Below are 24,098 nucleotides of genomic sequence, written 5' to 3'. Positions count from 1 at the left end.
GTGGTCAGCTTCCGAAGATCGCTGCGGGGGTGGCCCCCAGTTCTCGCCGGAACGCCGCTACGAACGCGCTCGACGTCCCGTAGCCGACCCGGTTCGCGACCGCCCCCACCGGCACGCCCGTGGCCAGCAGTTCCAGCGCGTGGCGCACCCTGAGCCGGGTGCGCCACCGGCCGGGGCCGAACCCGGTCTCCTGCTGGAACAGCCGGGTGAGGGTGCGCTCGCTGGTGCCGGCCATGCGGGCGAGCGCAGCGGTGTCGCGCTGGTCGGTGGGGTCGGCCGCGAGGGCGTCGGCGACCGCCCGCGCCCGGCCGTCGACCGGCCACACCAGCTCGACGGACGCGACCGGCGCCGGCGCGAGCTGGTCGAGCAGCACCTCCTCGGCGCGGGCCCGTTCCGCGTCGCCGAGGTCGACCGTGCACAGGTGGTCGATCAACGCCGCGAGCAGCGGGCCGACCGCGAGCACCGTCGGCTCCGTCCAGCGGTCGGGGCAGCGCTCGCGACGCAGGTAGATGCTCTGCAGCGAGGTCGGGGTCGGGGCGGATGTGCGGTGCGGCACGTCGGCGGGGATCCACAGCGCGCGGCTCGGTGGCAGCACCCACGTGGTCGGGCCGATCGAGATGCGCAGCACGCCCGTGCGTGCCCACGCGATCTGGTGCAGCCCGACGTGCGCGTGCTCGTGCCCCGTCGCGCTCCTCCCGAGCGCGATGGTGGCGACGAGCGCCGCACCCATCGGCGGCTGCACGATCCGCAGCAGCTGGCCGGAAATCGACACGGGAGCCAAGCGTACGCGGGAAGCGTCAACCGAGCACGGCCGTCAGGTACGCGTCGAACGTCGCGAGCGCCTCGTCGGCGGTGTAGTGCTCGACGAGGACGTTGACGCCGAGCCCGTCGGCCAGCGCGAGCAGCCCTGTGGCGATGTGGCCCGCGTCGAGGGCGGCGGTGGTCGTCCCCGCCGCCTGCTCGGTCCGGATCCGCTCGGCGAGGTACGTCCGGAGCTGGTCGGCGTTCTCGCGCAGCAGCGCCGCGATGGTCGGGTTGTTCGTGGCGTGCGCGTGGAACGCCAGCAGCACGCGGCCCTCGATCCGCCGCTGCTCGTCGAAGGGCAGCAGCTCGATCACGAGCGCCCGGATCATCGCGGCGGGCGTCTCCGCCACGGGCTGGCCGGCCATCCGGGCCATGACGTTCTCGGCGACCACCGCCAGCGCGAACGTCATCATCTCGTCCTTGGTGCGGAAGTAGTGCTGCACCATCCCGGACGAGACGCCGGCCTCGGTGGCGACGTGCCGCAGGCTGACCGCCTCGATCCCGCGGTCGGCGGCGACCTGGAGCAGCGCGGCGGCGATCCGGGTGCGGCGTTCGTGGTGGTCGACCACCTTCGGCATGGGGCCATGCTTTCACAGTGCACCTGCATTGAAAAACCGCCGCATCTGTTTTACATTGCGACTGCAACGTAAAACGAAAGGTGCTGACGATGACCAGGACCCTCCCGCTCGATCTCCCCGAGCCGCTCCAACCACCACCGGCCTACGCCGAGCTGCGGGCCGAGGCTCCGGTGGCCGCCGTGACCACCGCCGACGGTCGCCCGGCCTGGCTGGTGACCTCGTACGACGCGGTCGCGGCCGTGCTCGGCGACCCGCGGTTCGGCGTCGCGGCGCCGGGCACGGGCGGCGAAGGCGGCGCGACCCTGCTGCAGGACGGCGAACCGCACTCGCGGTTGCGGCGCCTGGTCGGCAAGGCGTTCACACCGCGCCGGGTAGAGGCGCTGCGGCCCCGCGTCGAGGAGCTGGCGGCCGAGCTCGCCGCCGGGGTCGAGGACACCGGGCCGCCCGCCGACCTGGTCGCCGACTTCGCCGCGCCGCTCTCGATCGGGGTGATCGCGGAGCTGCTCGGGGTGGTGCCGACCGACCGGGAGCGGTTCCGCGCGCTCGCCGACGCGGCGAGCCGGGCCGACTTCGTCGCCGGCGCCGCCGAAGCAGGTGTGCAGCAGGCGTGGGCGGAGTTCGGCGCGTATGTCGCGGGACTGGTCGCGGCCAAACGCGGGTCGCTCGGCGACGATCTGCTCAGCGCGTTGATCACCGTGCGCGACACCGACGACGGGCGCTTGGACGACGCCGAGCTGACCACGCTCGCGCTCACCGTGCTGGCGTCCGGCTACCTCACCGCGACCAATGCGATCGCCGTCGGCGCGACCCTGCTCGTCACGGAGGGGCGGTTCGCGAAGGTCGGCATCGCGCCGCCGGACGAGCTGGCTGCAACCGTCGAGGAGGTCGCGCGGATGCAGATCGGGTTGATCGGCGAGGTCTTCCCGCGGTGGGCGCACGCCGATGTCGAGCTGGCCGGGGTCCGGATCCGGGCGGGTGACCTGGTGCTCGCCCGGCTCGGTGCGGCTGCCCGCGACCCGGAGCACTTCGCCGATCCCGACCGGTTCGACCCCGGCCGTTTCCAGCGGGAGGTGGACCGCCAGCTCGCCTTCGGCCGCGGCCCGCACCACTGCCTCGGGGCGGCGTTGGCCAGGCTGGAGCTCGGGGTGGCCCTGGCCGCGTTGTCGCGACAGCTCCCGGACCTGCGGCTGGTCGGCTCCGTGCACGACATCGAGTGGGTCCGTGCCCACGCCGACACCGGCCCGGTGGCCGTCCACGTCACCTGGTGACGCCGGTTTGGCCGGAACGCGATACGGCTTGGCTGCGTACGCGGTTCGAGTCAGCGAGGGGCTGCATAGCGTTCTCGCCGAGTTCGTTCGGCAGGGAGGTATGCAGGGTGCGTTCGACGCCGTCAACCGAGCCCGTCACGCCGCGGGCGCGAGCCGTGCTCGGGCTGGTCGCCATCGGCAGCGGGCTGGTCGTGATCGACCTGACCATCGTCACGATCGGCCTGCCCGCGATCCACGCCGATCTCGGCGGTCCGCTCGCGGGCGTGCAGTGGGTCGTCGTCGCCTACGTCATCACGATGGGCGCGGTGAACCAGGCCGTCGGCAGCCTCTCCGACCGCTGGGGCCGGCGCCGGGTCCACCTCGGGGGCCTCGCACTCTTCACGCTCGCGTCGCTGGCGTGCGGTCTCGCCGGTGACATCGTGCAGCTCGACGCCGCCCGCGCGGTGCAGGGCATCGGCGGCGCGATCCTGATGGTGAACGCGTTGCCGCTGATCAGCCACGCGTACGAGGGCAGCGCGCGGGCGATGGCGATCGCCAAGTGGGGCTCGCTGGCCAGCGCCGCCGGGCTGGTCGCGCCGCTGCTCGGCGGCGTGCTGGTGGACACGCTGGGCTGGCGGTCGATGTTCCTGATCAACATCCCGTTCGGGATCGGCGCGCTGGTGCTGGCGTGGCGGGTGCTGCCGTCCGACGTCTGCTCGCCCGACCCGAAGCCGCTGGACCGGGCCGGGACGCTGCTGCTCATCGGGTCGCTCGGGCTGCTGACGTACGGGCTGCTGCGCGGTGGCGAGCAGGGCTGGACGTCCGCGGCGACGCTCGTCCAGCTCGGGGTCGCGGGCACCGGCATCGTCTGCTTCCTCGTGCTCCAGCGCAGGGTCGCAGCGCCGACGCTCGACCTGGACCTCTTCCGGGTGCCGGCCTTCACCGGCGCCGCGGTGGCGATCTTCCTCTCCCGCGTGCTGACCATCGGCGGCACCGTCTACCTGGTGCAGTTCCTCGACGGTTCGCTGCACCTGGCGCCGACGCAGACCGGGCTGCTGCTCGCGCCGGTATTCCTCGCCCAGATCGGCATGGGGTTGGTCGGGGGCAAGCTGCAGGCCCGGATGGCGCCCGGCCACCTCATCGCCGCCGGCTACGGGATCAAGGCGGCCGGGGCGGTCTGGGCCGCGGTGGTGATCTCACCCGCCGTGCACCCGCTCGCGCTGCTGCCGGCGCTCCTGCTCTGGGGCCTGGGCGGCGGGCTCGCCGGCTCGCCGGTCTTCACGGTGGCCATGAACGTCACCGCGAAGTCGCGTGCCGGGATGGTCGCCGGCACGGTCACCAGCCTCGCGTCGCTCGGCGCGGGCATCGGCACCGCCGCGCTCGGCGCGCTGTTCACCGCGCGGCTCGTCGGGACGGCCGGGCCCGCCGAGCAGGGCTACGCGACGGCCGCGACAACGGTGCTGCTGGTCTCGGCGGGGCTCGCGGGGGTGGCGGCGTTGACGGCCCTGACGCTCGTCAGCAGCCGGCGGGTACCGAAGCCGGCGTAGCCAGCCCGCGGGCGGGCAGCTGGTCCGTCGGTTCGGCCAGGCCCGGGATCGGACCCCCTCCGCGCAGCTCACCGGAGGTTGGGGGAGGGCAGGAAAGCCACTTTCCTGCCCTGTGGGGGCCGGAAAGTGGCTTTCCTGCCCTCGCGTGCGGAAGGCCGTTCACACCACGTCGAAGTTGGCCATCATCATCATGTCCTCGTGCTCCAGGTTGTGGCAGTGCAGCACGTACCGGCCGCGGTGGCCGTCGAAGCGGACCAGCAGGTCGGCGTGATCGCCGTTGTCGAGGTTGACGGTGTCCTTCCAGCCGCCGTCGAACCGGCCGGGGCCCTGCCCGCCCTTGCCGAGCACCTGGAACTGCGCGAGGTGGATGTGGAACGGGTGCTCGACGTTCAACGCGCGCACCCGCCACAGCTCGACCGATCCGAGCCGGGGGTCGGCGTGCGAGAAGGCGGGGTCGAACGGCTGGTCGTTCACCGTCCACAGCGTCATGCCGTGCGCCTCGGCGCCACCGCGCGCGAAGACGAACGAGCGCCGCACCATCGTGTCCGACGGCGTCAGCAGGCGGACGTCGGCGAGGCGCTGCGGGATCCGGCTGCCGTCGGGCGCGCGGCGGGCCACCCGGAACCGCATGACGTACGCGGCGCCGCCGGAGCCGTACCGGTTGACCAGCGTCACCTCGTCGCCGACGGCGTACCGCGAGAAGTCGATCACGATGTCGAACCGCTCCGCCTGCGCGATGTCGATCCGCTCGTGCGCGACCGGTGCTGCGAGCAGTCCGAGGTCGCTCCCGACCTGCACCATCGGCGCCGGCGGGTCGAGCTCCAGCTGGTAGCGCCGCGCGTTCGACGCGTTGAGCAGCCGGAACCGATACCGCGCGGCGTCGACCTCCAGCACGGGCCACGGCGCACCGTTGACCAAGATGCAGTCGCCCAGCACACCGCTCATGTACTCGGCGGTGACTCCCGGCGTCCCGGTCAGCGACGGGTCCACCGAGGGGTAGGCGAACGAGCCGTCGGCGGCGAACGCCCGATCGGTGATCATCAGTGGGATGTCGCGATCGCTCGCCGGCAGGCCGAGCGCGTCCTCGGCGTCGTCGTGGACGAGGTGGAAGCCGGCCAGCCCGCGGTAGACCTGCGGGCCCGTGAAGTCCATGCGGTGGTCGTGGTACCAGAGCGTCGCCGCGGGCTGGTCCATCGGATAGACGTAGGCCCGGCTGCCCGTCGCCGACATCCCGCCCATCTGATGGCCGTGATCCGCACCGCCGACCGGAAGGATCATGTCGGTCGGGTAGCCGTCGTGCTCGGCGGGAGTGCGCCCGCCGTGCAGGTGCACCACAACCGGCACCGGCAGCTCGTTCCGATGGGTGACGATCGTCGGCCGGCCGCGCTGCGACACGATCGTCGGGCCGGGGAACGTGCCGTTGTAGCCCCAGACCTCGGTGGGGAGCCCCGGCAGGAGCTCCGCCTGCGCCGCGCGTTGGGTGATCTCGTAGTGATCGCCCTCGGCGTCGCTGCGCACCGGGGCGAGCACGTCGGGGATCGGCAGCGGGCGGGTGAAGGGCGCCGGCAGCGGCGCTGCGCTGCTCAGCTCGCTGCCCGCGCTGCCCTGCGCCGAGTTGTTGCCGGCGGACAGCCCACCGAGGCGCACGCCGCAGCCCGCGGCTGCCGGAAGCAGCAGACCGGCCGCGCCGAGCCGGACGAACGAACGCCGCGAGATTGTCATCGCGCCCGCCGCTTCCGGTCGATGGTGATCGCCACGACCACACCGACGACGGCACAGCCGGGTGTCAGCCAGCCCAGCAAGAGCAGCAGCCACAGCGAGTCGGGCAGCTTCCCGCTGGCCGCACCGGCGGCGACGGCGATGACATCCGTCAGCACGAAGCCGAGCAGCAGGCCGCTGAACAGTCCGAGCACGGCGATCCCGAGCGTCCTCATGGCGAGGGACCGTATGGAGCGACCGGCGTGGAGACGTCGTGCCTGAATCGCGACCTCGGTACGTCGAGAAGCGACATGCGGTGACGCATCCGGTTGATGTCGCATCGCGCAACAGCTGAATACGCTCGTTCCATGGCGAGCCTGGCGGAGCGGCTGACGAGCGGCCGGACGGCCGTTGCGGTCGACGTCGCACTGGGCGTCACAGTCGCGGTGGTCGTCTCGCTCGCGATCTACGTGAACCTCGGCGGCGAGCGCCGGCCCGACCTCACCGCGTACATGTTCGCGGTGGGGCTGGGCGCGTTGATGCTGGTGCGCCGCTCGTATCCACTGCTGACGCTGCTGGCGAGCGCCATCGGGATCATCGCCTACTACGCGGCCGGCTACCCGATGATCGGCCTCGCGGTGCCGGTGGCGTTGGCGCTCTACAGCGCGGCGGAGGCCGGCTTGACCTGGTGGGCGGTGCTGACGATCGCCGGGCTGATCGTGATCTCGACCGTCGCCCGGCTGGCGGAGGGCGACGACCCGCGGTTCGTCTTCGGGTACGAGCTCGCCACCAGCATCTCGACGATGGCCGCCGCCGTCGCGCTCGGCGCCGGCACCCGGGCGCGTCGCATGTGGCGCTCCGAGCAGCGCCGGCGCGAGCGGCAGCTGCTGCACGAGCGTGAGCTGGAGACGGCGCGCAGGGTGGAGGAGGAGCGGCTGCGGATCGCCCGCGAGGTGCACGACGTCCTCGCGCACACCGTCTCGGTGATATCCCTGCACGCCGGTGTCGCGGCCGAGGCCGTCGAGGACGACCCGGAAGGCGCGAAGGTCGCGCTCGGGCACGTCCGCACCGCGAGCGAGCAGGCGATGCGCGAGATTCGCAGCACCGTCGGCCTGCTGCGCGACCCCGACGACCCCGACCGCTCGGCGCCCGTCGGCGGGCTGGACCAGCTCGACCGGGTGGTCGCCTCCGCGACCGCGGGCGGGCTGCCCGTGACGCTGCGGGTCGAGGGGGAGCGCGAGCCGCTGCCCGCGGCCGTCGACTCGACGGCGTACCGGATCGTCCAGGAGGCCCTGACCAACACCATCCGCCACGCCGGCGCGACCGCGGCGGAGGTGTGCATCCGCTACGGCGACACACGGCTCGCGATCCGGGTGACCGACGACGGGCGGGGTGGCGCCGGCGGGTCCGGTGAGCACGGCGGGCACGGCATCTCCGGGATGCGGGAACGGGCCGCGCTGCTCGGCGGTACCGTCAGCGCCGGCACGCTGCCCGGCGGTGGGTTCGAGGTCAGTGCCACCCTCCCCGTGGAGCTGTCGTGATCAGGGTTGCCGTCGTGGACGACCAGCACCTCGTCCGGGCCGGGCTGCGTGCGCTGCTCGAACGCGCGCCCGACATCGAGGTGATCGGGGAAGCCGCCGACGGGCACGCCGCGCTGTCTCTCGTGCGCCGCGACGTCCCCGATGTCGTGCTGATGGACGTGCGGATGCCGGGCCTCGACGGCATCGGGGCCACCAAGGCGATCATGGCCGACGAGCGGCTCGCGTCCGTGCACGTGCTCGTGCTGACGACGTTCGACACGGACGAGCACGTCTTCGACGCGATCCGTGCGGGCGCGGCCGGCTTCCTGCTCAAGACGACGGACCCCGACGAGCTGCGCGCCGCCGTACGCGCTGTGGCGAAGGGCGAGGCGACGCTGTCGGCCTCGGTGACCCGGCGACTCATGGACGCGACCCGCGACCAGGTGCGGCCCCGGCCGTCCCCCGAGCTCGAGCGGCTGACCGAGCGGGAGCGCGAGGTGCTCGTGCTCGTCGCGGGCGGGCTGTCGAACGACGAGATCGCGCGCGAGCTGACGATCAGCCCCGCGACCTCGCGCACCTACGTCAGCCGCCTGCTCACGAAACTGCACGCCCGCGACCGCGCCCAGCTCGTCGTGATCGCCTACCGCGCGGGCATCGTGCCGCCCGAGTAGCGAACTTCCCCACCGTTTTGCCAACCTGCACGGCCCCGCAGGTCTGCAAGTTGGCAAAACGGTGGGCAAGTTGCGAGGCCGGACCCCGAAGTTTGGTGCAGCGTGATGACTTCTGGCGCCTGGGCCCGTCCTACCGACCGGGCAGGCGTCCGCTTGCCCGCTCGATCGTCGGTAGGAGCATCAACGTGAGCGGATCTCGTCAGCCGGTGGACGTCGCTGTGCGGTTCATCGAAGCGTTCGGGCGGGGCGACATGGAGACCGTCTCGGCGTGCCTCGCGCAGGACGTCGTGTTCGAGAGCCCGCGGGTGTCGTTGGCCGGGGTCGGGCCCGTGGTGGCGGCGATGGCCGAGTTCGCCCAGGTCGTCGTCGGTGTGAAGGTGGTTGCGGCACTCGGCGACGCCGAGCAGGCCGTCGTCGTCTACGAGATGGCGACGGGCCCGTTCGGCACGATCCGCGCTGTCGACCACGTCGCCGTGCGCGACGGGCGGATCGCCTCCGACACGCTGGTGTTCGACACGGCCGTTCTCAGCGGGTAGTCCTGTGCGGTGCTGCTGCGACAGTTGGAGTACCTGAGCGCGCTCGCGCGCGAGCGGCATTTCGGCCGCGCCGCGAAGTCGTGCCACGTCTCGCAGCCCGCGCTGTCGGAGGGGATCCGCAGGCTGGAGGCCGAGCTGGGTGTGCAGATCGTGCTCCGCGGGCGCAGTTTCGAAGGCTTCACTCCGGAGGGCGAGCGGGCGGTCGTCTGGGCGCAGCGGATCGTCGCCGACCAGGACGCCCTGCGCGGCGACATCTCCAGCATGCGCGAGGGTCTGTCCGGCGTGCTGCGGGTCGGTGCGATCCCGACGGCGCTGGCCGCGGTCACGCTGCTGACGACCGCGTTCTGCGCGCAGCACCCGCAGGTGCGGCTCTCGATCGAGTCGCTGTCGAGCCGGGAGATCGTCAACCGGCTCGCGGAGTTCGACCTGGACGTCGGGCTGACCTACGTCGACGGCGAGCCGCTCGGCGCGGTGCGCACGGTCCCGCTCTACCGCGAGCGCTACCTCCTGCTCACCGACGCCGACGGCCCGTTCGCCGAGCACCGGGCCGTCGGATGGGCGGAGCTGGTGGACACGCCGATGTGCCTGCTCTCGCCCGTCATGCAGAACCGGCGGATCATCGACCGCTACTGCGCCGCGGCCGGCGTCGAGCTGACGCCCTCGGTCGAGGCCGACACCGTCTCGGCGCTCTACGCGCACGTGGCGACCCGCCGGTGGTCGACGGTCGTCGCGCACGCGTGGCTGCACCTGTTCGGCGTGCCTGACGGCATGCGGGTGATCCCGGTGGACGGGCCGGCCCGCACCCATCGGATAGGGCTGGTGCTCACCGAGCGCGAGCCGCAGCCGATGCTGGCTCGTGCGCTGGTGGACGTTGCTGGGATGGTGGACGTGAGCGGCGCGCTCGGTGAGCTGCTTGCTCGGCACCTCAATGGGTAATTGTGCGGACGTGAGGGGATTCACCCGCAGGTTCGCACTTGGTAGATCGTATGCTGTAACCAGTAGACACTCCGACTGCATGGAGCTGAACAGATGCGAGCGGCGCACGACGTACCCGGGCGGCGCATCGCGCGGCCGGTCCCGCTGCGCGAGAGCGCGTACGAGGCGATCCTCGAGATGATCGTGAGCCGGAGCCTGCGGCCCGGCCAACACCTCGTCGAGAACGAGCTCGCGGTGACGCTCGGCGTATCGCGCCAGCCCGTGCGGGAGGCGCTGCAGGCGCTCAGCAACGACGGTTGGGTGAACCTGCGCCCCGGCCACGGTGCGTTCGTGCACAACCCCAGCGACGAGGAGGCCGACCAGCTGCTCGCCGTGCGTGGGCTGCTGGAGGCGGAGTCGGCGCGGCTGGCTGCCCTGCACGCGTCCGAGGACGGTGTCGCCCAGCTGCGTGAGGTGTGCGAGCGCGGCACCGCGGCGTGGACGGGGCAGGACATCCCGGCCGTCGTCGCGGCGAACGCGGAGCTGCACGCGCTCGTCATGCGACTGGCCGGCAACACCGTGCTGCTGGAGCTCGCGGCGCAGGTCGACCGCAGGGTGCAGTGGTACTACACGCCCGTCGCCCGGCACCGCGGCGCGCAGTCGTGGAAGGAGCACGCCGAGCTCATCGACGCGATCGCAGCCGGCGATGCCGAGAAGGCCGGCGCCGTGATGCGGGCGCACACCGAGCACACCCGCACCTCGTACTTCGAGAAGAAGGCCGCCGGCGAGCTGAGCGACGTCCCGGAGCAGCTCGACGGCGACGCCGCCGGCTGACGCGCCGCCACAACGACGAAGTTCCCCACCGTTTTGCCAACCTGCACACCCGAAACGGCGTGCAAGTCGGCAAAACGGTGGGGAAGTTTCGGGTCCCTGGGGTCAGCCGGCCGGCATCGGGCGGTGCAGGGGCAGCAGGCTGCGCAGGCCGGGACGCTGCAGGGCGCCGGTCGCCCACGCCGAGCCGAGCGAGACGCAGGCGGCGAGCAGGAACGTCCCGGTGAAGCCCCAGGCCACGACGGCCGAGGCGGCGAGCCCGATCCCGAGCAGACCGCCACCGGCCTTGGCGCTGTAGACCACGGCATGCACGGTCAGCGCGTTGCGCTCGCCGAAGAACTCCCTGGCCAGGCTCGCGAACAGCGGGTAGAAGCCGCCGCCGCCCATCCCGGCGACACACGCTCCCAGCACCAGGACCAGCACGGCCGCTGAACCGGACGCCGAAGCCGCCGCGAGCAGTGCCTGCCCGAGCGCCTGCACGAGCAGCACCACCGCGATCGTCCGGCAGCGGCCGCGACGCTCCGAGATCCCGACGGCCACCGCGCGGCTCGCACCGCCGACCCCGACGAGCAGGCCCGCGGCGAGCGCCACGGCCGCCGTTCCCGCGCCGATGCCCGCGGCGAACACGACGACGAACGCCGCGTTGAACAGCGCCACCGCGCCGGCGCACAGCAGGATCGCCCACATCACCGGCAGCGCGCGGGTGCGCAGGGCCTGCTGCGCCGAGTAGTCCCGGACGGCCGGCGGGTTGCTGCGCCGCGCGAGCGCCCACGCCCGCGGGTCGACGTCGGCGGGCCACCAGTTCGCCGGCGGCTCCTGCAGGCCGGCACCGGGCACCAGCACCAGCAGCACGACGAGCACGGCGACGACGTCGAGCGCGATCGGCAGGGTCGCGGCGTCCAGCCCGATCACCGCGGCGATGACGAGCGGCGCGGACCCGTACGCGAACGCGCCGGTCACGAGCCCGACCTTGGCCGCCATCCGGTCCGGGTACCACTTCGCGACGGTCGAGGTGCACGCCGCGTAGACCAGCCCGGCGCCCGTCCCGCCCAGCACGGAGTACCCGAGCAGCACGACGACGAGATCGGTCCCGTGGGCGAGGCTGAGCACCCCGATCCCGCACAGCACGGCGCCGGCGACCATCACCGATCGCGATCCGAGCCGTCCGCGCTCGCGCAGGTGCGCGACGGGGAACCCGGCGCCGGCCTGGAACACCACCCACACCGCGAGCAGCCAGAACGTCTCGACGAGTGACCAGCCGTTGCGCTCGGTCAGCGCGGGCACGGCCGCGCCGAATCCGTACTGCAGCACCCCGACCGCGGCCATCGCCGCCCAGGCGTTGCGGAGCACGGCCGAGCGCGGTCGCCCGATGAGCTCCTCCGGCTGCTCGCCGACGCGGTAGGTGCGGCCGTTCCAGTCGCGGACCTCAGTCATGACGGCTCCTTCCATACTGTATGCGGAATGGTGAACCTGAGTGACGTGGAGCACAAGGCCTCTGGACAGATTTCTGCATACTGCATACGGTCGACACTGCGACGAGACGGGAGAGAACAACGTGGATCTCTACGAACATCAGGCGCGCGACCTCTTTGCGGCACACGGCGTTGCCGTACCGCGCGGGCGCGTTGCCTCCAGTGCCGAGCAGGCAGAGCAGATCGCCGGCGAGCTCGGCACAGCCGTGGTCGTCAAAGCGCAGGTCAAGACCGGTGGGCGAGGCAAGGCCGGCGGTGTGAAGCTCGCCCGCACACCCGAGGAAGCGGCCGTCGCGGCCGAGGCGATCCTCGGCATGGACATCAAGGGCCACACCGTCCACCGCGTGCTCGTCGTCGAGGCGTCCGACATCGCGCGCGAGTTCTACGTGTCGTTCCTGCTCGACCGCGCGAACCGCTCGTTCCTCGCCATGGCCTCCGCCGAGGGCGGCATGGAGATCGAGCAGCTCGCCGTCGAACGTCCCGACGCGCTCGCCAAGATCCCGGTCGACGCGCTGACCGGCTGCGACGAGGCCAAGGCCAAGGAGATCGCCGCCGCGGCGCTGCTCCCGCCGGACGCCGCGGACGTGCTCGTCGCGCTGTGGGACGCGTTCGTCGCGGAGGACGCCACGCTGGTCGAGGTCAACCCGCTCGCCGCCGACAGCCAGGGCCGGATCACCGCGCTCGACGGCAAGGTGACCCTCGACGGCAACGCCGCCTTCCGCCACCCCGACCACGCCGAGCTCGACGACCCCGCCACCCGCGACCCGCTCGAGACCGCCGCGGCGGAGCGTGGCCTCAACTACGTCAAGCTCGACGGCCAGGTCGGCGTGATCGGCAACGGCGCCGGGCTGGTGATGGCCACGCTCGACGTCGTCGCGCTGGCCGGGCAGGCCCACGGCGTGGGCCCGGCGAACTTCCTCGACATCGGCGGCGGCGCGAACGCGCAGGTCATGGCCGACGGCCTGGACATCATCCTGCGCGACCCCGACGTGCGCTCTGTGTTCGTGAACGTCTTCGGCGGCATCACCGCCTGCGACCAGGTGGCCGACGGGATCGTCGCGGCGCTGGGCATCCTCGGCGCGAGTGCGACCAAGCCGATCGTCGTGCGGCTCGACGGCAACAACGTCGATGCCGGGATCGCGATCCTCGATGCGGCGACACACCCGCTGGTCAGAGTGGTGGACACGATGGATGCGGCCGCGCAGCTCGCTGCCGAGCTCGCGAGTGAGGGGCGTTCCTGATGGCGATCTTCCTGACCGAGAAGTCGCGGGTGCTCGTGCAGGGCATGACCGGCTCGGAGGGCCTCAAGCACACCACGCGGATGCTCGCGGCCGGCACGACCGTCGTCGGCGGGGTGACCCCCGGCAAGGGCGGCCAGAGCGTCGGGATCGGCGACGTCGAGCTGCCGGTCTTCGGGTCCGTCGAGGAGGGGATCGCGGCGACCGGAGCCGACACGACCGTCGTGTTCGTGCCGCCGCGGTTCGCCAAGGGCGCGGTGGTCGAGGCGATCGACGCCGGCGTCGGGCTGGCCGTCGTGATCACCGAGGGCATCCCGGTGCACGACTCGGCCTACTTCTGGGCGCACGCCGTCGCGAACGGCGGCACGACCCGGATCATCGGTCCCAACTGCCCGGGGATCATCTCGCCGGGGAAGTCGAACGCCGGCATCATCCCGTCGGACATCACCGGTGCCGGGCGGATCGGGCTCGTCTCGAAGTCGGGCACCCTGACCTACCAGCTGATGCACGAGCTGCGTGACATCGGCTTCTCCACGTGCGTCGGCATCGGCGGCGACCCGGTCGTCGGCACGACGCACATCGACTGCCTGCGCGCCTTCCAGGACGACGACGAGACCGACGCGATCGTCATGATCGGTGAGATCGGCGGCGACGCGGAGGAGCGCGCGGCCGAGTTCATCCACGCCGAGGTCGGCAAACCCGTCGTCGGGTACGTCGCGGGGTTCACCGCTCCGGAGGGCAAGACGATGGGCCACGCCGGCGCGATCGTCTCCGGCTCGGCAGGCACCGCGGAGGCCAAGGCGAAGGCGCTCGAGGCCGTCGGCGTGCGGGTCGGGCGGACGCCGAGCGAGACCGCGTCGCTGCTGCGTGCGCTGCTGGTGGCTGCGGCATGACACTCTCCTCCCAACTGAGTCTGCGATTCGGCGTCAACCTGTCCATCCTGTTCACCGAGCTGCCCCTGCTGCAGCGCCCGGCCGCCGCTGCGGAGGCCGGGTTCGACGCCGTCGAGATGTGGTGGCCGTTCGACGGTCCCGAGCCGTCCGACAAGGAGCTCGACGCGCTGGCCGGCGCGATCACCGATGCCGGGACGCAGCTCGTCGGGCTCAACTTCGACGCCGGCGACATGGCGGCGGGCAACCGCGGGCTGCTCTCGCGGCCCGGTGACAGCGCCCGGTTCCTCGCCAACATCGACGTCGCGACCGGGTTCGCCGGCCAGATGGGCACCACCGTGCTCAACGCGCTCTACGGCAACCGCGACCCGGAGGTCGGCGCGCAGGCGCAGGAGGAGCTGGCGACGGAGAACCTCGTGCTGGCCGCGCAGGCGGCGCAGCGGGTCGGGGCCACGGTCGTGATCGAGGCGCTCAACTCGTTCGAGAGCCCGAACTACCCGGTCACGACGTCGAAGTACGCGAACTACCTCGTCGAGCGGGTCCGCAGCTCCGGCCAGCAGAACGTCGGCTTCCTCGCCGACCTCTACCACCTCGCGCGCATGGGGGAGCCCGTGCAGCGGCTGGTCGAGGCCGAGGGCGCGACGTTCGGGCACGTCCAGATCGCGGACACGCCCGGCCGCGGGCAGCCCGGCACCGGCGAGCTCGACTGGCCCGCGCTGCTCGGCGGGCTCGACGCAAGTGGCTACAGCGGGCACGTCGGGCTGGAGTACCGGCCCGTCGGCCCCAGCGCGGCCAGCTTCGGCTGGCTCTCGACCCTGAAGGAGGCTGCGTGAACGAGCTTGCGAGTTCACCGTTCGGCACAGCAGCGCAGCGAATGCGGCCGACGAGCGACAGCGAGGAGGCGGCATGAGCGACGCCAGCGAGCGAAGCGGTTCGGGCACGACCATCGGATTCGTCGGTCTCGGGATCATGGGCAGCCCGATGGCGGCGAACCTCGCCGCCGCCGGGTACCGCGTGCTCGGCTACGACGTCAGCGCCGAGCGCGTCGAGCAGCTCGTGACCGCGGGCGGGATGGCGGCGCCGAACATCGCGGCCGCCGCCAAGGCCCAGATCGTCATCACGATGCTTCCGGACTCGCCGCAGGTCGAGGAGGTTGTGCTCGGGCCGGGCGGAGTGCTGGAGAACGCCGTCGACGGCGCGCTGCTCATCGACATGAGCACGATCCGGCCCGAGACCTCACGCGCCGTCGCGGAGCGGGCCGCCGTCCAGGGCGTGCGCGCGCTGGACGCGCCGGTGAGCGGCGGGGAGAAGGGCGCGATCGACGGCGTGCTCTCGATCATGGTCGGTGGCGACGAGGCCGCGTTCGCCGCGGCGCTGCCGGTGCTCAAGGTGCTCGGGACGACGGTCGTGCACGTCGGGGCGAGCGGCGCGGGCCAGACCGTCAAGGCCGCGAACCAGCTGGTCGTCGCCGGCACGTACGCGCTGGTCGCCGAGGCGATCGTGCTGCTGGAGGCGTCCGGCGTCGACGCGTCCGCCGGGCTCGACGTGCTTGCTGGCGGGCTCGCCGGCAGCCGGATCCTGGAGCTCAAGCGGCAGTCGATGGTCGAGCGGCGGTTCGCGCCCGGGTTCCGCATCGACCTGCACCACAAGGACATGGGCATCGCGCTCGCCGCCGCGCGGGAGGCCGACGTCGCGCTCCCGGTGACGGGGCTTGTCGCCCAGCTCGTCGCCGCGGCTCGCGGGCAGGGCTACGGCGGGCAGGACCACTCGGTGCTGCTGAAGGTGCTGGAGAACGTCTCGGGAAGGGCAACCACATGACCGCAACCAGGATCCCCTGCATGGAAGCGGTTGCCTCGGTGCTCCGCTCCGAGGGCGTCGACACCGTCTTCGGCATACCGGGCGCCGCGATCCTCCCGCTCTACGCCGCGCTGCAGCACAGCGGCATCAAGCACCTCACGGTTCGCCACGAGGAGGGCGGGACGCACTCCGCCGACGGGTGGGCGCGCGCGACCGGCAAGGTCGGGGTGTCGATCGGGACGTCCGGCCCGGCCGGCACCAACATGATCACCGGGTTGTACACGGCGCTCGCCGACTCGATCCCGATCATCTGCATCACCGGCCAGGCAGCACGCTCGAAGCTGCACCAGGAGGCGTTCCAAGCGGTCGACATCGTCGAGATCGCCAAACCCGTCACCAAATGGGCCGTCCAGCTCAAGGAGCCGGCGCAGGCGCCGTGGGTGTTCCGCGAGGCGTTCCGCATCGCCAGGTCGGGCCGGCCCGGGCCGGTGCTGATCGACCTCCCGATCGACGTCCAGCGCGGGACGTGCCTCTACGACGCCGCGATCGACGCGCCCCTGCCCATCGACGTCCCGCAGCCGCGTCCGGAACCGGTCGCGGCTGCGGTCGACATGCTCCTCGAAGCGCAGCGACCGATGATCCTCGCCGGTGGCGGTGTGATCGTCGGGGAGGCGTGGGACGAGCTGCGGGAGCTGGCCGAGCACCTGCAGGTGCCGGTGCAGGTCACCCTCATGGGCAAGGGGGCCTTCCCGGAGGACCACGCGCTGTTCGCCGGCATGGCCGGCATCCAGACCTCCACGCGGTGGGGGAACGCGGCGTTCCTGGAGAGCGACCTCGTGCTCGCGATCGGCGCGCGGTTCGGCGACCGGCACACCGGCGACCTGGAGACCTACCGGCGCGGTCGGCAGTTCATCCACGTCGACATCGAGCCGACGCAGATCGGCAAGGTGTTCGAGCCCGACCTCGGCATCGTCGGGCACGCGAAGCCGACCCTCGCGGCGCTCACCGAGCAGGCGAAGAAGGTGGCGCCCGTCGCGGCGGCGGGGGAGTGGCCCGCCCGGGTGGCGGAGCTGCGCGGCACGCTGCTGCGCCGCGACGACTTCGACGACATCCCGATCAAGCCACCGCGCGTCTACCGGGAGATCAACGAGGCGTTCGGGCCGGACACGACGTTCGTCACGGCGATCGGGCTCTACCAGATCTGGTCGGGGCAGTTCCAGCAGACGTTCAAGCCGCGCCACTACCTGGTGTGCGGGCAGGCGGGGCCGCTCGGCTGGGAGATCCCGGCCGCGATCGGGGTGAAGTGCGCCTACCCCGACCGGAAGGTCGTCGCCGTCGTCGGCGACTACTCCTTCCAGTTCCTCATGGAGGAGATCGCCGTCGCGGCGCAGTACAAGATCCCGTTCGTCATCGTGATGGTCAACAACGAGTACCTCGGGCTGATCCGCCAGGCCGAGCTGCCCTACGACATGAACTACGCCGTCGACCTGCACTACGGCGAGGGCGGCATCGACCACGTCAAGCTCATGGAGGCGTTCGGCTGCCCGGCCAGGCGGGTCGAGGACCCCGCCGACCTCGCCGACGCCCTCAGCTGGGCGACGCTCGAGTCGGAGGCGGCGCAGCTGCCCGTCCTCGTCGAGGTGATGGTGGAGCGGGAGGCCAACGCGGCGATGGGGCCCTCCCTCGACGCCGTCAAGGAGTTCGAGCCCGTCCCCGAGCTCCTGGAGGCCGGCGAGCGCGGCTGACCGCCAACTTCCCCACCGTTTTGGGCACATGCGCGCCCTGCGAGCGCGCATCCACCCAAAACGGTGGGGAACTTCGTGGCCGACCCCCGAACTTCCCCACCGTTTTGCCAACCTGCACACCCTCGGGCCTGTGTAAGTAGGCAAAACGGTGGGGAAGTTTCTTTGTCCTTACGTCATGGGGCCTCCGCACAGCGTCGTCGATGTGCGGAGACCCCACGACATGCGCGAACGGCACCCCCGCCGAGTTGGTCGGGGGTGCCGTTCGTCGCGGTGGGGAGCGGCTGAGGCGCTACGCCACGTTCTCGCTGAGCAGGTCGGCGACGGCGGCGATGGTGCGCAGGGTCGGTGCCTCGGCACCGGTCAGGTCGGCGAGCTCGACGCACGCGGTGATGAGGACGTCCAGCTCCATCGGGCGGCCGCGTTCGAGGTCCTGCAGCGTCGAGGTCTTGTGCTCCCCGGCGCGTTCGGCGCCCGCGAGGCGACGTTCCACCGAGATCTGCGGGTTCGCGCCGACCCGCCGCGCCACGTCGACGGTCTCCTCCATCATCTGGGCGACGATCCCGCGTGTGCCGGGGTGCCGGCAGATCCCGGCCATGGTCGCCCGCGTGAGCGCGCTGATCGGGTTGAAGGCGATGTTGCCCATCAGCTTGACCCAGATGTCGTTGCGCAGGTCGGGCTCGACAGGGCACTTGAGGCCGCCGGCGGCCATCGCGTCGGCGAACTCGGTGCAGCGGGTGGAGATGCTGCCGTCGGGCTCGCCGATGGAGAAGCGGGTGCCCTCCAGGTGCTGGACGACGCCGGGCGACTCGATCTCGGTGGCCGCGTAGACGACGCAGCCGATCGCCCGCTCGAGCGGCAACGCGGCCGTGACGGCACCGCCCGGGTCGACGCTCTCGATCCGGTGGTCCTCGTACTGGCCCTTCAGCTTGTGGAAGTACCACCACGGGATGCCGTTCTGCGCGGCGATCAGCGTGGTCTTCTCGTGCAGCAGGGGAGCGACCATGTCGCGGGCCGCCGCGTAGGCGTTGGCCTTGAGCCCCAGGAAGACGTGGTCGACGGGGCCGATCTCGGCCGGGTCGTCGGTGGCGTGCGGGTGGGCGACCCAGTCGCCGCGCGGGCTGTGCACGATCACGCCCGACTTGCGCATGGCCGCCAGGTGCGGGCCTCTGGCCACGAGGTGGACCTCGACACCCGCCCGGCACAAGGCCGCTCCCACGTATGCGCCGATCGCACCGGCGCCCAGTACCGCAACCTTCACGTCGCACCCCTTCGGTCGATTGTATGCAGTATGCAGTAAGCACGACTTCTTCAGAAGGCCTGGACGTGGAACCTCTCATGAGGTAGGAATCCACCATACGGTATGCAGTATGGGGTGATCGGCATCAACGCTGGTCATCACCCCCGTTGGGCTGCCGGGCAGTGCCGGTGGTCGAGCTAACGAGCCAGGAGATGACGCTGACGATGACGCAGACAATCCCCGACGGCACCGCCCTCAACGGGGCGGATGCGCCGGCAGTACCGGAGACCATCTCGGGTGGCCACCTGGTGGCGAAGGCGCTGAAGGCGGAGGGCGTCGACACGATCTTCACCCTCTGCGGCGGCCACATCATCGACATCTACGACGGGTGCGTCGACGAGGGAATCCAGGTCATCGACGTCCGCCACGAGCAGGTGGCGGCGCACGCGGCCGACGGTTACGCCCGGATCACCGGACGCCCCGGCTGCGCGGTCGTGACCGCGGGTCCCGGCACCAGCGACGCCGTGACCGGTGTCGCCAACGCGTTGCGCGCCGAGAGCCCGATGCTGCTGATCGGCGGCCAGGGTGCCCTCTCGCAGCACAAGATGGGTTCGCTGCAGGACCTCCCGCACGTCGACATGATGACCCCGATCAGCAAGTTCGCCGCGACCGTCCCGCACACCGCGCGCGTCGCCGACCTCGTCTCGATGGCGTTCCGCGAGTGCTACAACGGCGCCCCCGGCCCCGCGTTCCTCGAGATCCCGCGCGACGTGCTCGACGCCAAGGTCCCCGCGGAGCAGGCCCGGATCCCCACGGCCGGTGCCTACCGCGCCTCGACGAAGTCGATCGGCGATCCCGCCTCGATCGAGAAGCTCGCCGAGCTGGTCTCCCGCGCGGAGAAGCCGTGCGTGCTGCTGGGCAGCCAGGTCTGGACGTGCCGCGCCACCGACGCGGCCATCGAGTTCGTGCGCGCGCTCGAGGTCCCCGCGTTCATGAACGGTGCCGGCCGCGGCACGCTCCCGCCCGGCGACCCGATGCACTTCCAGCTCGCCCGCCGGCACGCGTTCAACGAGGCCGACCTGATCATCATCGTCGGCACCCCGTTCGACTTCCGGATGGGCTACGGCCGCCGACTCTCCCCGACCGCGAAGGTCGTGCAGATCGACCTCGACTACCGCACGGTCGGCAAGAACCGCGACATCGACCTCGGCATCGTCGGCGATGCGGGCGCAGTGCTCGCCGCCGTGACGGCCGCGGCGTCGGGCCGCCAGCACCCCAACCGCTCCAACTGGGTCGCCGAGCTGCGCGCCGTGGAGACCGCCGCCGTCGAGAAGCGGCTGCCCCGCCAGCACTCCGACGCCTCGCCGATCGACCCGTACCGGCTGGTGCACGAGATCAACGAGTTCCTGACCGAGGACTCGATCTACATCGGGGACGGCGGCGACATCGTCACCTTCTCCGGGCAGGTCGTGCAGCCGAAGTCGCCCGGCCACTGGATGGACCCGGGTCCGCTCGGCACGCTCGGCGTCGGCGTCCCGTTCGTGCTCGCCGCGAAGCTCGCGCGGCCGGACAAGGAGGTCGTCGCGCTCTTCGGTGACGGCGCCTTCAGCCTCACCGGCTGGGACTTCGAGACGCTCGTGCGCTACAACCTCCCGTTCGTCGGGATCGTCGGCAACAACTCGTCGATGAACCAGATCCGCTACGGCCAGATCGCCAAGTACGGCGAGGACCGCGGCCGGGTCGGGAACACGCTCGGCGACGTCCATTACGACAAGTTCGCCCAGATGCTGGGCGGCTACGGCGAAGAGGTGCGCGACCCGGCCGACATCGGCCCGGCATTGCAGCGCGCCCGCGAGTCCGGCAAGCCGTCCTTGATCAACGTCTGGGTCGATCCCGACGTGTACGCGCCCGGAACCATGAACCAGACGATGTACAAGTGAGGTGACGATCATGAGCGACGGCAACGGTGCACTCGCAGGGGTCCGCGTCCTCGACATGACCCACGTCCAGTCCGGTCCCTCCGCAACCCAGATCCTCGCCTGGTTGGGCGCGGACGTCGTCAAGCTGGAGGCCCCGAGCGGGGACATCACGCGCAAGCAGCTGCGCGACCTCCCCGACGTCGACTCCCTCTACTTCACGATGCTCAACTGCAACAAGCGCAGCATCACGCTGAACATGAAGAGCGACGAGGGCAAGGAGCTCTTCACGCAGATGGTGAAGGAGTCCGACGTACTCGTCGAGAACTTCGGACCCGGCGCCGTCGACCGCATGGGCTTCACGTGGGACCGGCTGCAGGAGCTCAACCCCAAGCTGATCTACGCGTCGATCAAGGGTTTCGGCGAGGGCCCGTACACGCACTACAAGGCGTACGAGGTCGTCGCGCAGGCCATGGGCGGCTCGATGAGCACCACCGGGTTCGAGGACGGCCCGCCGGTGGCCACCGGTTCGCAGATCGGTGACTCCGGCACCGGCATGCACGCCGTCGCGGGCATCCTCGCGGCGCTGGTGCAGCGCAACTCGACCGGTCGCGGGCAGCGGGTCTCCGTCGCGATGCAGCATGCGGTGCTCAACCTGTGCCGCGTGAAGCTGCGCGACCAGCAGCGGCTCGCGCACGGCCCGCTCGCCGAGTACCCGAACGAGGACTTCGGCGAGGAGGTGCCGCGCTCCGGCAACGCGTCGGGCGGCGGGCAGCCGGGGTGGGCGGTCAAGTGCGCTCCCGGTGGCCCGAACGACTACATCTACGTGATCGTCCAGCCACCGGGGTGGGCGCCGATCAGCCAGCTCATCGGCCGTCCCGACCTCACGGAGGACCCGGAGTGGGCCACCCCGGAGGCGCGCCTGCCCAAGCTCGGCAAGATGTTCCAGCTCATCGAGGAATGGTCGATGCACCTGGACAAGTGGGAGGTGTTGGCGCAGCTCAACGCGCACAACATCCCCTGCGGCCCGATCCTCTCCACCAAGGAGCTGATCGAGGACGCGTCGCTCGCCGAGAACAACATGATCGTGACGGTCGAGCACCCCGAGCGGGGCTCGTTCACGACCGTCGGTTGCCCCATCAAGCTCTCCGACTCCCCGGTGAAGATCGAGACCTCGCCGCTGCTCGGACAGCACAACAAGGACGTCTTCGTGGACGAGTTGGGGCTGGACCCCGAGCGTTTCGCGCAATTGCAGGAAGCAGGGGTGATCTGAGGTGGCGTACGACCGCGACGTGGTCCGCGAGGCGCTCGGCAAGGCGCGCGCAGAGGGCCGCGACTCGCTGACCGCGCCGGAAGGACGGCTGATCTGCGAGGCCTACGGGATCCCGGTACCCGGGGAGGGTCTCGCCACAACGGCCGACGATGCTGTACGCCTAGCCGATGACCTGGGCGGACCGGTCGCGATGAAGATCGTTTCACGCGACATCCTGCACAAGACGGAGGCCGGCGGCGTCAAGATCGGCGTCGAGGGTGCCGACGCGGTGAAGGCTGCCTTCGACGAGATCATCGCCAACGCCAAGGCGTACGACGCCGACGCCGACATCGACGGCGTGCAGGTGCAGCAGATGCTCTCCGGCGGGCACGAGGTGATCATCGGGGCGACCACCGACCCGACCTTCGGCAAGGTCGTCGTCTTCGGGCTCGGCGGCGTGCTCGTCGAGGTCACGAAGGACGTCACGTTCCGGCTCGCCCCGATGGACCTCGACACCGCGCGGTCGATGCTCGACTCGATCGCCGCCGCCGAGGTGCTCAAGGGCGCTCGCGGTGCGGAGCTGGCCGACGCCGGCGCGCTCGCCGACGTCATCGTGCGGGTCTCGGACCTGGTCAGCGACTTCCCCGAGATCCGGGAGATCGACCTCAACCCGGTCTTCGCCCGGCCAGACGGCGCGTCGGCCGCGGACGTCCGGATCCTGCTGGAGACCGAGGAGACCGTCGCACCGGTGCAGCACTCGCCCGAGGAGATCCTCGCGGTGATGAACCGGCTGATGCACCCGCGGGCCGTCGCGGTGATCGGCGCGTCCAACGAGACGGGCAAGATCGGCAACTCGGTGATGCGCAACCTCGTCGACGGCGGGTACGCCGGCGAGATCTACCCGATCAACCCCAAGGCCGACGAGGTGTTGGGCCGCAAGGCCTACGCGAAGATCGGGGACGTGCCCGGTGACGTGGACGTCGCGGTGTTCGCGGTGCCGGCGAAGTTCGTCGTCGGCGCGGTGCGCGAGGTCGGCGCCAAAGGTGTGCCGGTAGCGGTGCTGATCCCCTCCGGGTTCGCCGAGACCGGCAACGTCGAGCTGCAGGAAGAGCTCGTGACCGCGGCCCGCGAATCCGGGGTGCGGCTGCTCGGCCCCAACATCTACGGCTACTACTCCACGCACGACAACCTGTGCGCGACCTTCTGCACGCCGTTCGACGTCAAGGGCGGGGTCGCGCTGACCTCGCAGAGCGGCGGCATCGGCATGGCGATCCTCGGCTTCGCCCGCAGCACCAACACCGGTGTGTCGGCGATCGTCGGGCTGGGCAACAAGTCCGACATCGACGAGGACGACCTGCTCACGTTCTTCGCGACCGACGACAACACCACGTGTGTCGCGATGCACCTCGAGGACCTCAAAGACGGGAGGGCATTCGTCGCAGCAGCACAGCGCACGACCAAGGAGAAGCCGGTCGTCGTGCTGAAGGCCGGCCGGACGGCGTCGGGAGCGCGGGCAGCCAGCTCGCACACCGGGGCGCTCGCCGGCGACGACAAGGTCTACGACGACATCCTCCGGCAGGCGGGCGTCGTGCGGGCGTACGGCCTGAACGACATGTTGGAGTACGCACGAGGGCTGCCGGTGCTGCCGACACCCAAGGGCGAGAACGTCGTCATCATCACCGGCGCAGGTGGTTCCGGTGTGCTGCTCTCCGACGCCTGCGAGGCGAACGGGCTGCAGCTGATGACGATCCCGCAGGACCTCGACGAGGCCTTCCGGGCGTTCATCCCGCCGTTCGGTGCGGCCGGCAACCCGGTCGACATCACCGGTGGTGAGCCGCCGAGCACGTACGAGGCGACGATCCGCCTCGGGCTGCAGGACCCCCGGATCCACGCGCTGATCCTGGGTTACTGGCACACCATCGTCACGCCGCCGATGGTCTTCGCCGAGCTGGTGGCGAAGGTCGCCGCCGAGGCGAGGGCAGCGGGGATCGACAAGCCGATCGTGGCATCGCTCGCCGGCGACACCGAGGTCGAGCAGGCGAGCCAGTACCTCTACGAGCACGGGGTCGTCGCCTACCCCTACACGACCGAGAAGCCGGTTGCCGTGCTCGGCGCCAAGTACCGATGGGCCCGCGCTGCAGGCCTGATCTGAGGAACCACAGCACGTATTGCAGCAGGAAAGAGGCCGCACTCCCCGCGCACTT

General features: G+C 71.3%; 21 protein-coding genes. 15 read left to right on the top strand and 6 right to left on the bottom strand.

What is annotated here, in order from left to right:
• Positions 1 to 4: 4 nt before the first annotated feature.
• Positions 5 to 772, bottom strand: coding sequence for an AraC family transcriptional regulator (locus LL648_RS23830; RefSeq protein WP_232664916.1), 768 nt, complete (start codon positions 770 to 772; stop codon positions 5 to 7).
• Positions 773 to 797: 25 nt separating this feature from the next.
• On the bottom strand, positions 798 to 1,382 hold the full coding sequence (locus LL648_RS23825) for a TetR/AcrR family transcriptional regulator (RefSeq protein WP_232664915.1): 585 nt from the start codon (positions 1,380 to 1,382) through the stop codon (positions 798 to 800).
• A gap of 89 nt (positions 1,383 to 1,471) precedes the next feature.
• On the opposite strand from LL648_RS23825, the gene LL648_RS23820 reads away from it, so the two are divergent.
• Both LL648_RS23820 and LL648_RS23815 read left to right on the top strand, forming a co-directional pair.
• A complete protein-coding gene (locus LL648_RS23820; protein WP_232664914.1) occupies positions 1,472 to 2,650 on the top strand; it encodes a cytochrome P450 in 1,179 nt (392 codons plus the stop codon).
• A 107-nt stretch (positions 2,651 to 2,757) separates the two neighbouring features.
• Positions 2,758 to 4,176 (top strand): MFS transporter, encoded by a 1,419-nt coding sequence (locus LL648_RS23815; protein WP_232664913.1) that lies wholly within the window; start codon positions 2,758 to 2,760, stop codon positions 4,174 to 4,176.
• 159 nt (positions 4,177 to 4,335) lie between these two features.
• On the opposite strand, the gene LL648_RS23810 is transcribed toward LL648_RS23815, so the two are convergent.
• Positions 4,336 to 5,898: a multicopper oxidase family protein gene (locus LL648_RS23810; RefSeq protein WP_232664912.1), complete on the bottom strand. Its 1,563-nt coding sequence runs from the start codon at positions 5,896 to 5,898 to the stop codon at positions 4,336 to 4,338.
• Positions 5,895 to 6,110: a DUF5957 family protein gene (locus LL648_RS23805; protein WP_232664911.1), complete on the bottom strand. Its 216-nt coding sequence runs from the start codon at positions 6,108 to 6,110 to the stop codon at positions 5,895 to 5,897. The genes LL648_RS23810 and LL648_RS23805 overlap by 4 nt, the downstream gene beginning before the upstream one ends.
• A gap of 132 nt (positions 6,111 to 6,242) precedes the next feature.
• On the opposite strand from LL648_RS23805, the gene LL648_RS23800 reads away from it, so the two are divergent.
• From LL648_RS23800 to LL648_RS23780, 5 genes are all read left to right on the top strand, one after another.
• Complete coding sequence (locus LL648_RS23800) at positions 6,243 to 7,415, top strand: sensor histidine kinase (RefSeq protein ID WP_232664910.1); 1,173 nt, start codon at positions 6,243 to 6,245, stop codon at positions 7,413 to 7,415.
• A complete protein-coding gene (locus LL648_RS23795) occupies positions 7,412 to 8,065 on the top strand; it encodes a response regulator (protein WP_232664909.1) in 654 nt (217 codons plus the stop codon). Before LL648_RS23800 ends, LL648_RS23795 begins: the two co-directional genes overlap by 4 nt.
• Positions 8,066 to 8,250: 185 nt before the next feature.
• Positions 8,251 to 8,601: a nuclear transport factor 2 family protein gene (locus LL648_RS23790; RefSeq protein ID WP_232664908.1), complete on the top strand. Its 351-nt coding sequence runs from the start codon at positions 8,251 to 8,253 to the stop codon at positions 8,599 to 8,601.
• 9 nt (positions 8,602 to 8,610) lie between these two features.
• The gene (locus LL648_RS23785) at positions 8,611 to 9,537 is read left to right on the top strand and encodes a LysR family transcriptional regulator (protein WP_232664907.1); all 927 of its coding nucleotides are present in this window, start codon (positions 8,611 to 8,613) and stop codon (positions 9,535 to 9,537) included.
• A 93-nt stretch (positions 9,538 to 9,630) separates the two neighbouring features.
• Complete coding sequence (locus tag LL648_RS23780; RefSeq protein WP_232664906.1) at positions 9,631 to 10,350, top strand: GntR family transcriptional regulator; 720 nt, start codon at positions 9,631 to 9,633, stop codon at positions 10,348 to 10,350.
• A gap of 102 nt (positions 10,351 to 10,452) precedes the next feature.
• On the opposite strand, the gene LL648_RS23775 is transcribed toward LL648_RS23780, so the two are convergent.
• Complete coding sequence (locus tag LL648_RS23775; RefSeq protein ID WP_232664905.1) at positions 10,453 to 11,781, bottom strand: MFS transporter; 1,329 nt, start codon at positions 11,779 to 11,781, stop codon at positions 10,453 to 10,455.
• A gap of 121 nt (positions 11,782 to 11,902) precedes the next feature.
• On the opposite strand from LL648_RS23775, the gene sucC reads away from it, so the two are divergent.
• From sucC to gcl, 5 genes are read left to right on the top strand one after another with little or no spacing between them, the layout of a single operon-like run.
• Positions 11,903 to 13,060: an ADP-forming succinate--CoA ligase subunit beta gene (gene sucC / locus LL648_RS23770; RefSeq protein ID WP_232664904.1), complete on the top strand. Its 1,158-nt coding sequence runs from the start codon at positions 11,903 to 11,905 to the stop codon at positions 13,058 to 13,060.
• Positions 13,060 to 13,950: a succinate--CoA ligase subunit alpha gene (gene sucD / locus LL648_RS23765; RefSeq protein WP_232664903.1), complete on the top strand. Its 891-nt coding sequence runs from the start codon at positions 13,060 to 13,062 to the stop codon at positions 13,948 to 13,950. Before sucC ends, sucD begins: the two co-directional genes overlap by 1 nt.
• Positions 13,947 to 14,780: a hydroxypyruvate isomerase family protein gene (locus tag LL648_RS23760; RefSeq protein WP_232664902.1), complete on the top strand. Its 834-nt coding sequence runs from the start codon at positions 13,947 to 13,949 to the stop codon at positions 14,778 to 14,780. Before sucD ends, LL648_RS23760 begins: the two co-directional genes overlap by 4 nt.
• Complete coding sequence (locus tag LL648_RS23755) at positions 14,773 to 15,765, top strand: 2-hydroxy-3-oxopropionate reductase (protein WP_255686325.1); 993 nt, start codon at positions 14,773 to 14,775, stop codon at positions 15,763 to 15,765. Before LL648_RS23760 ends, LL648_RS23755 begins: the two co-directional genes overlap by 8 nt.
• A 20-nt stretch (positions 15,766 to 15,785) precedes the next feature.
• Positions 15,786 to 17,489, top strand: a complete 1,704-nt coding sequence (gene gcl / locus LL648_RS23750) for a glyoxylate carboligase (RefSeq protein WP_232664900.1) — start codon at positions 15,786 to 15,788, stop codon at positions 17,487 to 17,489.
• A gap of 289 nt (positions 17,490 to 17,778) precedes the next feature.
• Here gcl and LL648_RS23745 read toward each other — a convergent pair whose 3' ends face one another.
• Positions 17,779 to 18,747 (bottom strand): 2-dehydropantoate 2-reductase, encoded by a 969-nt coding sequence (locus LL648_RS23745; protein WP_232664899.1) that lies wholly within the window; start codon positions 18,745 to 18,747, stop codon positions 17,779 to 17,781.
• 191 nt (positions 18,748 to 18,938) lie between these two features.
• On the opposite strand from LL648_RS23745, the gene LL648_RS23740 reads away from it, so the two are divergent.
• From LL648_RS23740 to LL648_RS23730, 3 genes are read left to right on the top strand one after another with little or no spacing between them, the layout of a single operon-like run.
• Complete coding sequence (locus tag LL648_RS23740) at positions 18,939 to 20,666, top strand: thiamine pyrophosphate-binding protein (protein WP_374112096.1); 1,728 nt, start codon at positions 18,939 to 18,941, stop codon at positions 20,664 to 20,666.
• 10 nt (positions 20,667 to 20,676) lie between these two features.
• Entirely contained in the window at positions 20,677 to 21,915 is a 1,239-nt protein-coding gene (gene frc, locus LL648_RS23735; RefSeq protein WP_232664898.1) for a formyl-CoA transferase, read from the top strand.
• Position 21,916: 1 nt separating this feature from the next.
• On the top strand, positions 21,917 to 24,046 hold the full coding sequence (locus tag LL648_RS23730; protein WP_232664897.1) for an acetate--CoA ligase family protein: 2,130 nt from the start codon (positions 21,917 to 21,919) through the stop codon (positions 24,044 to 24,046).
• Positions 24,047 to 24,098: the final 52 nt, after the last annotated feature.

It is taken from the genome of Pseudonocardia sp. TRM90224, assembly GCF_021245725.1.
Taxonomy (GTDB): domain Bacteria; phylum Actinomycetota; class Actinomycetes; order Mycobacteriales; family Pseudonocardiaceae; genus Pseudonocardia.
The sequence above is the reverse complement of the archived record's forward strand: the minus strand, read 5'-3'. Positions and strand labels throughout refer to the sequence as shown.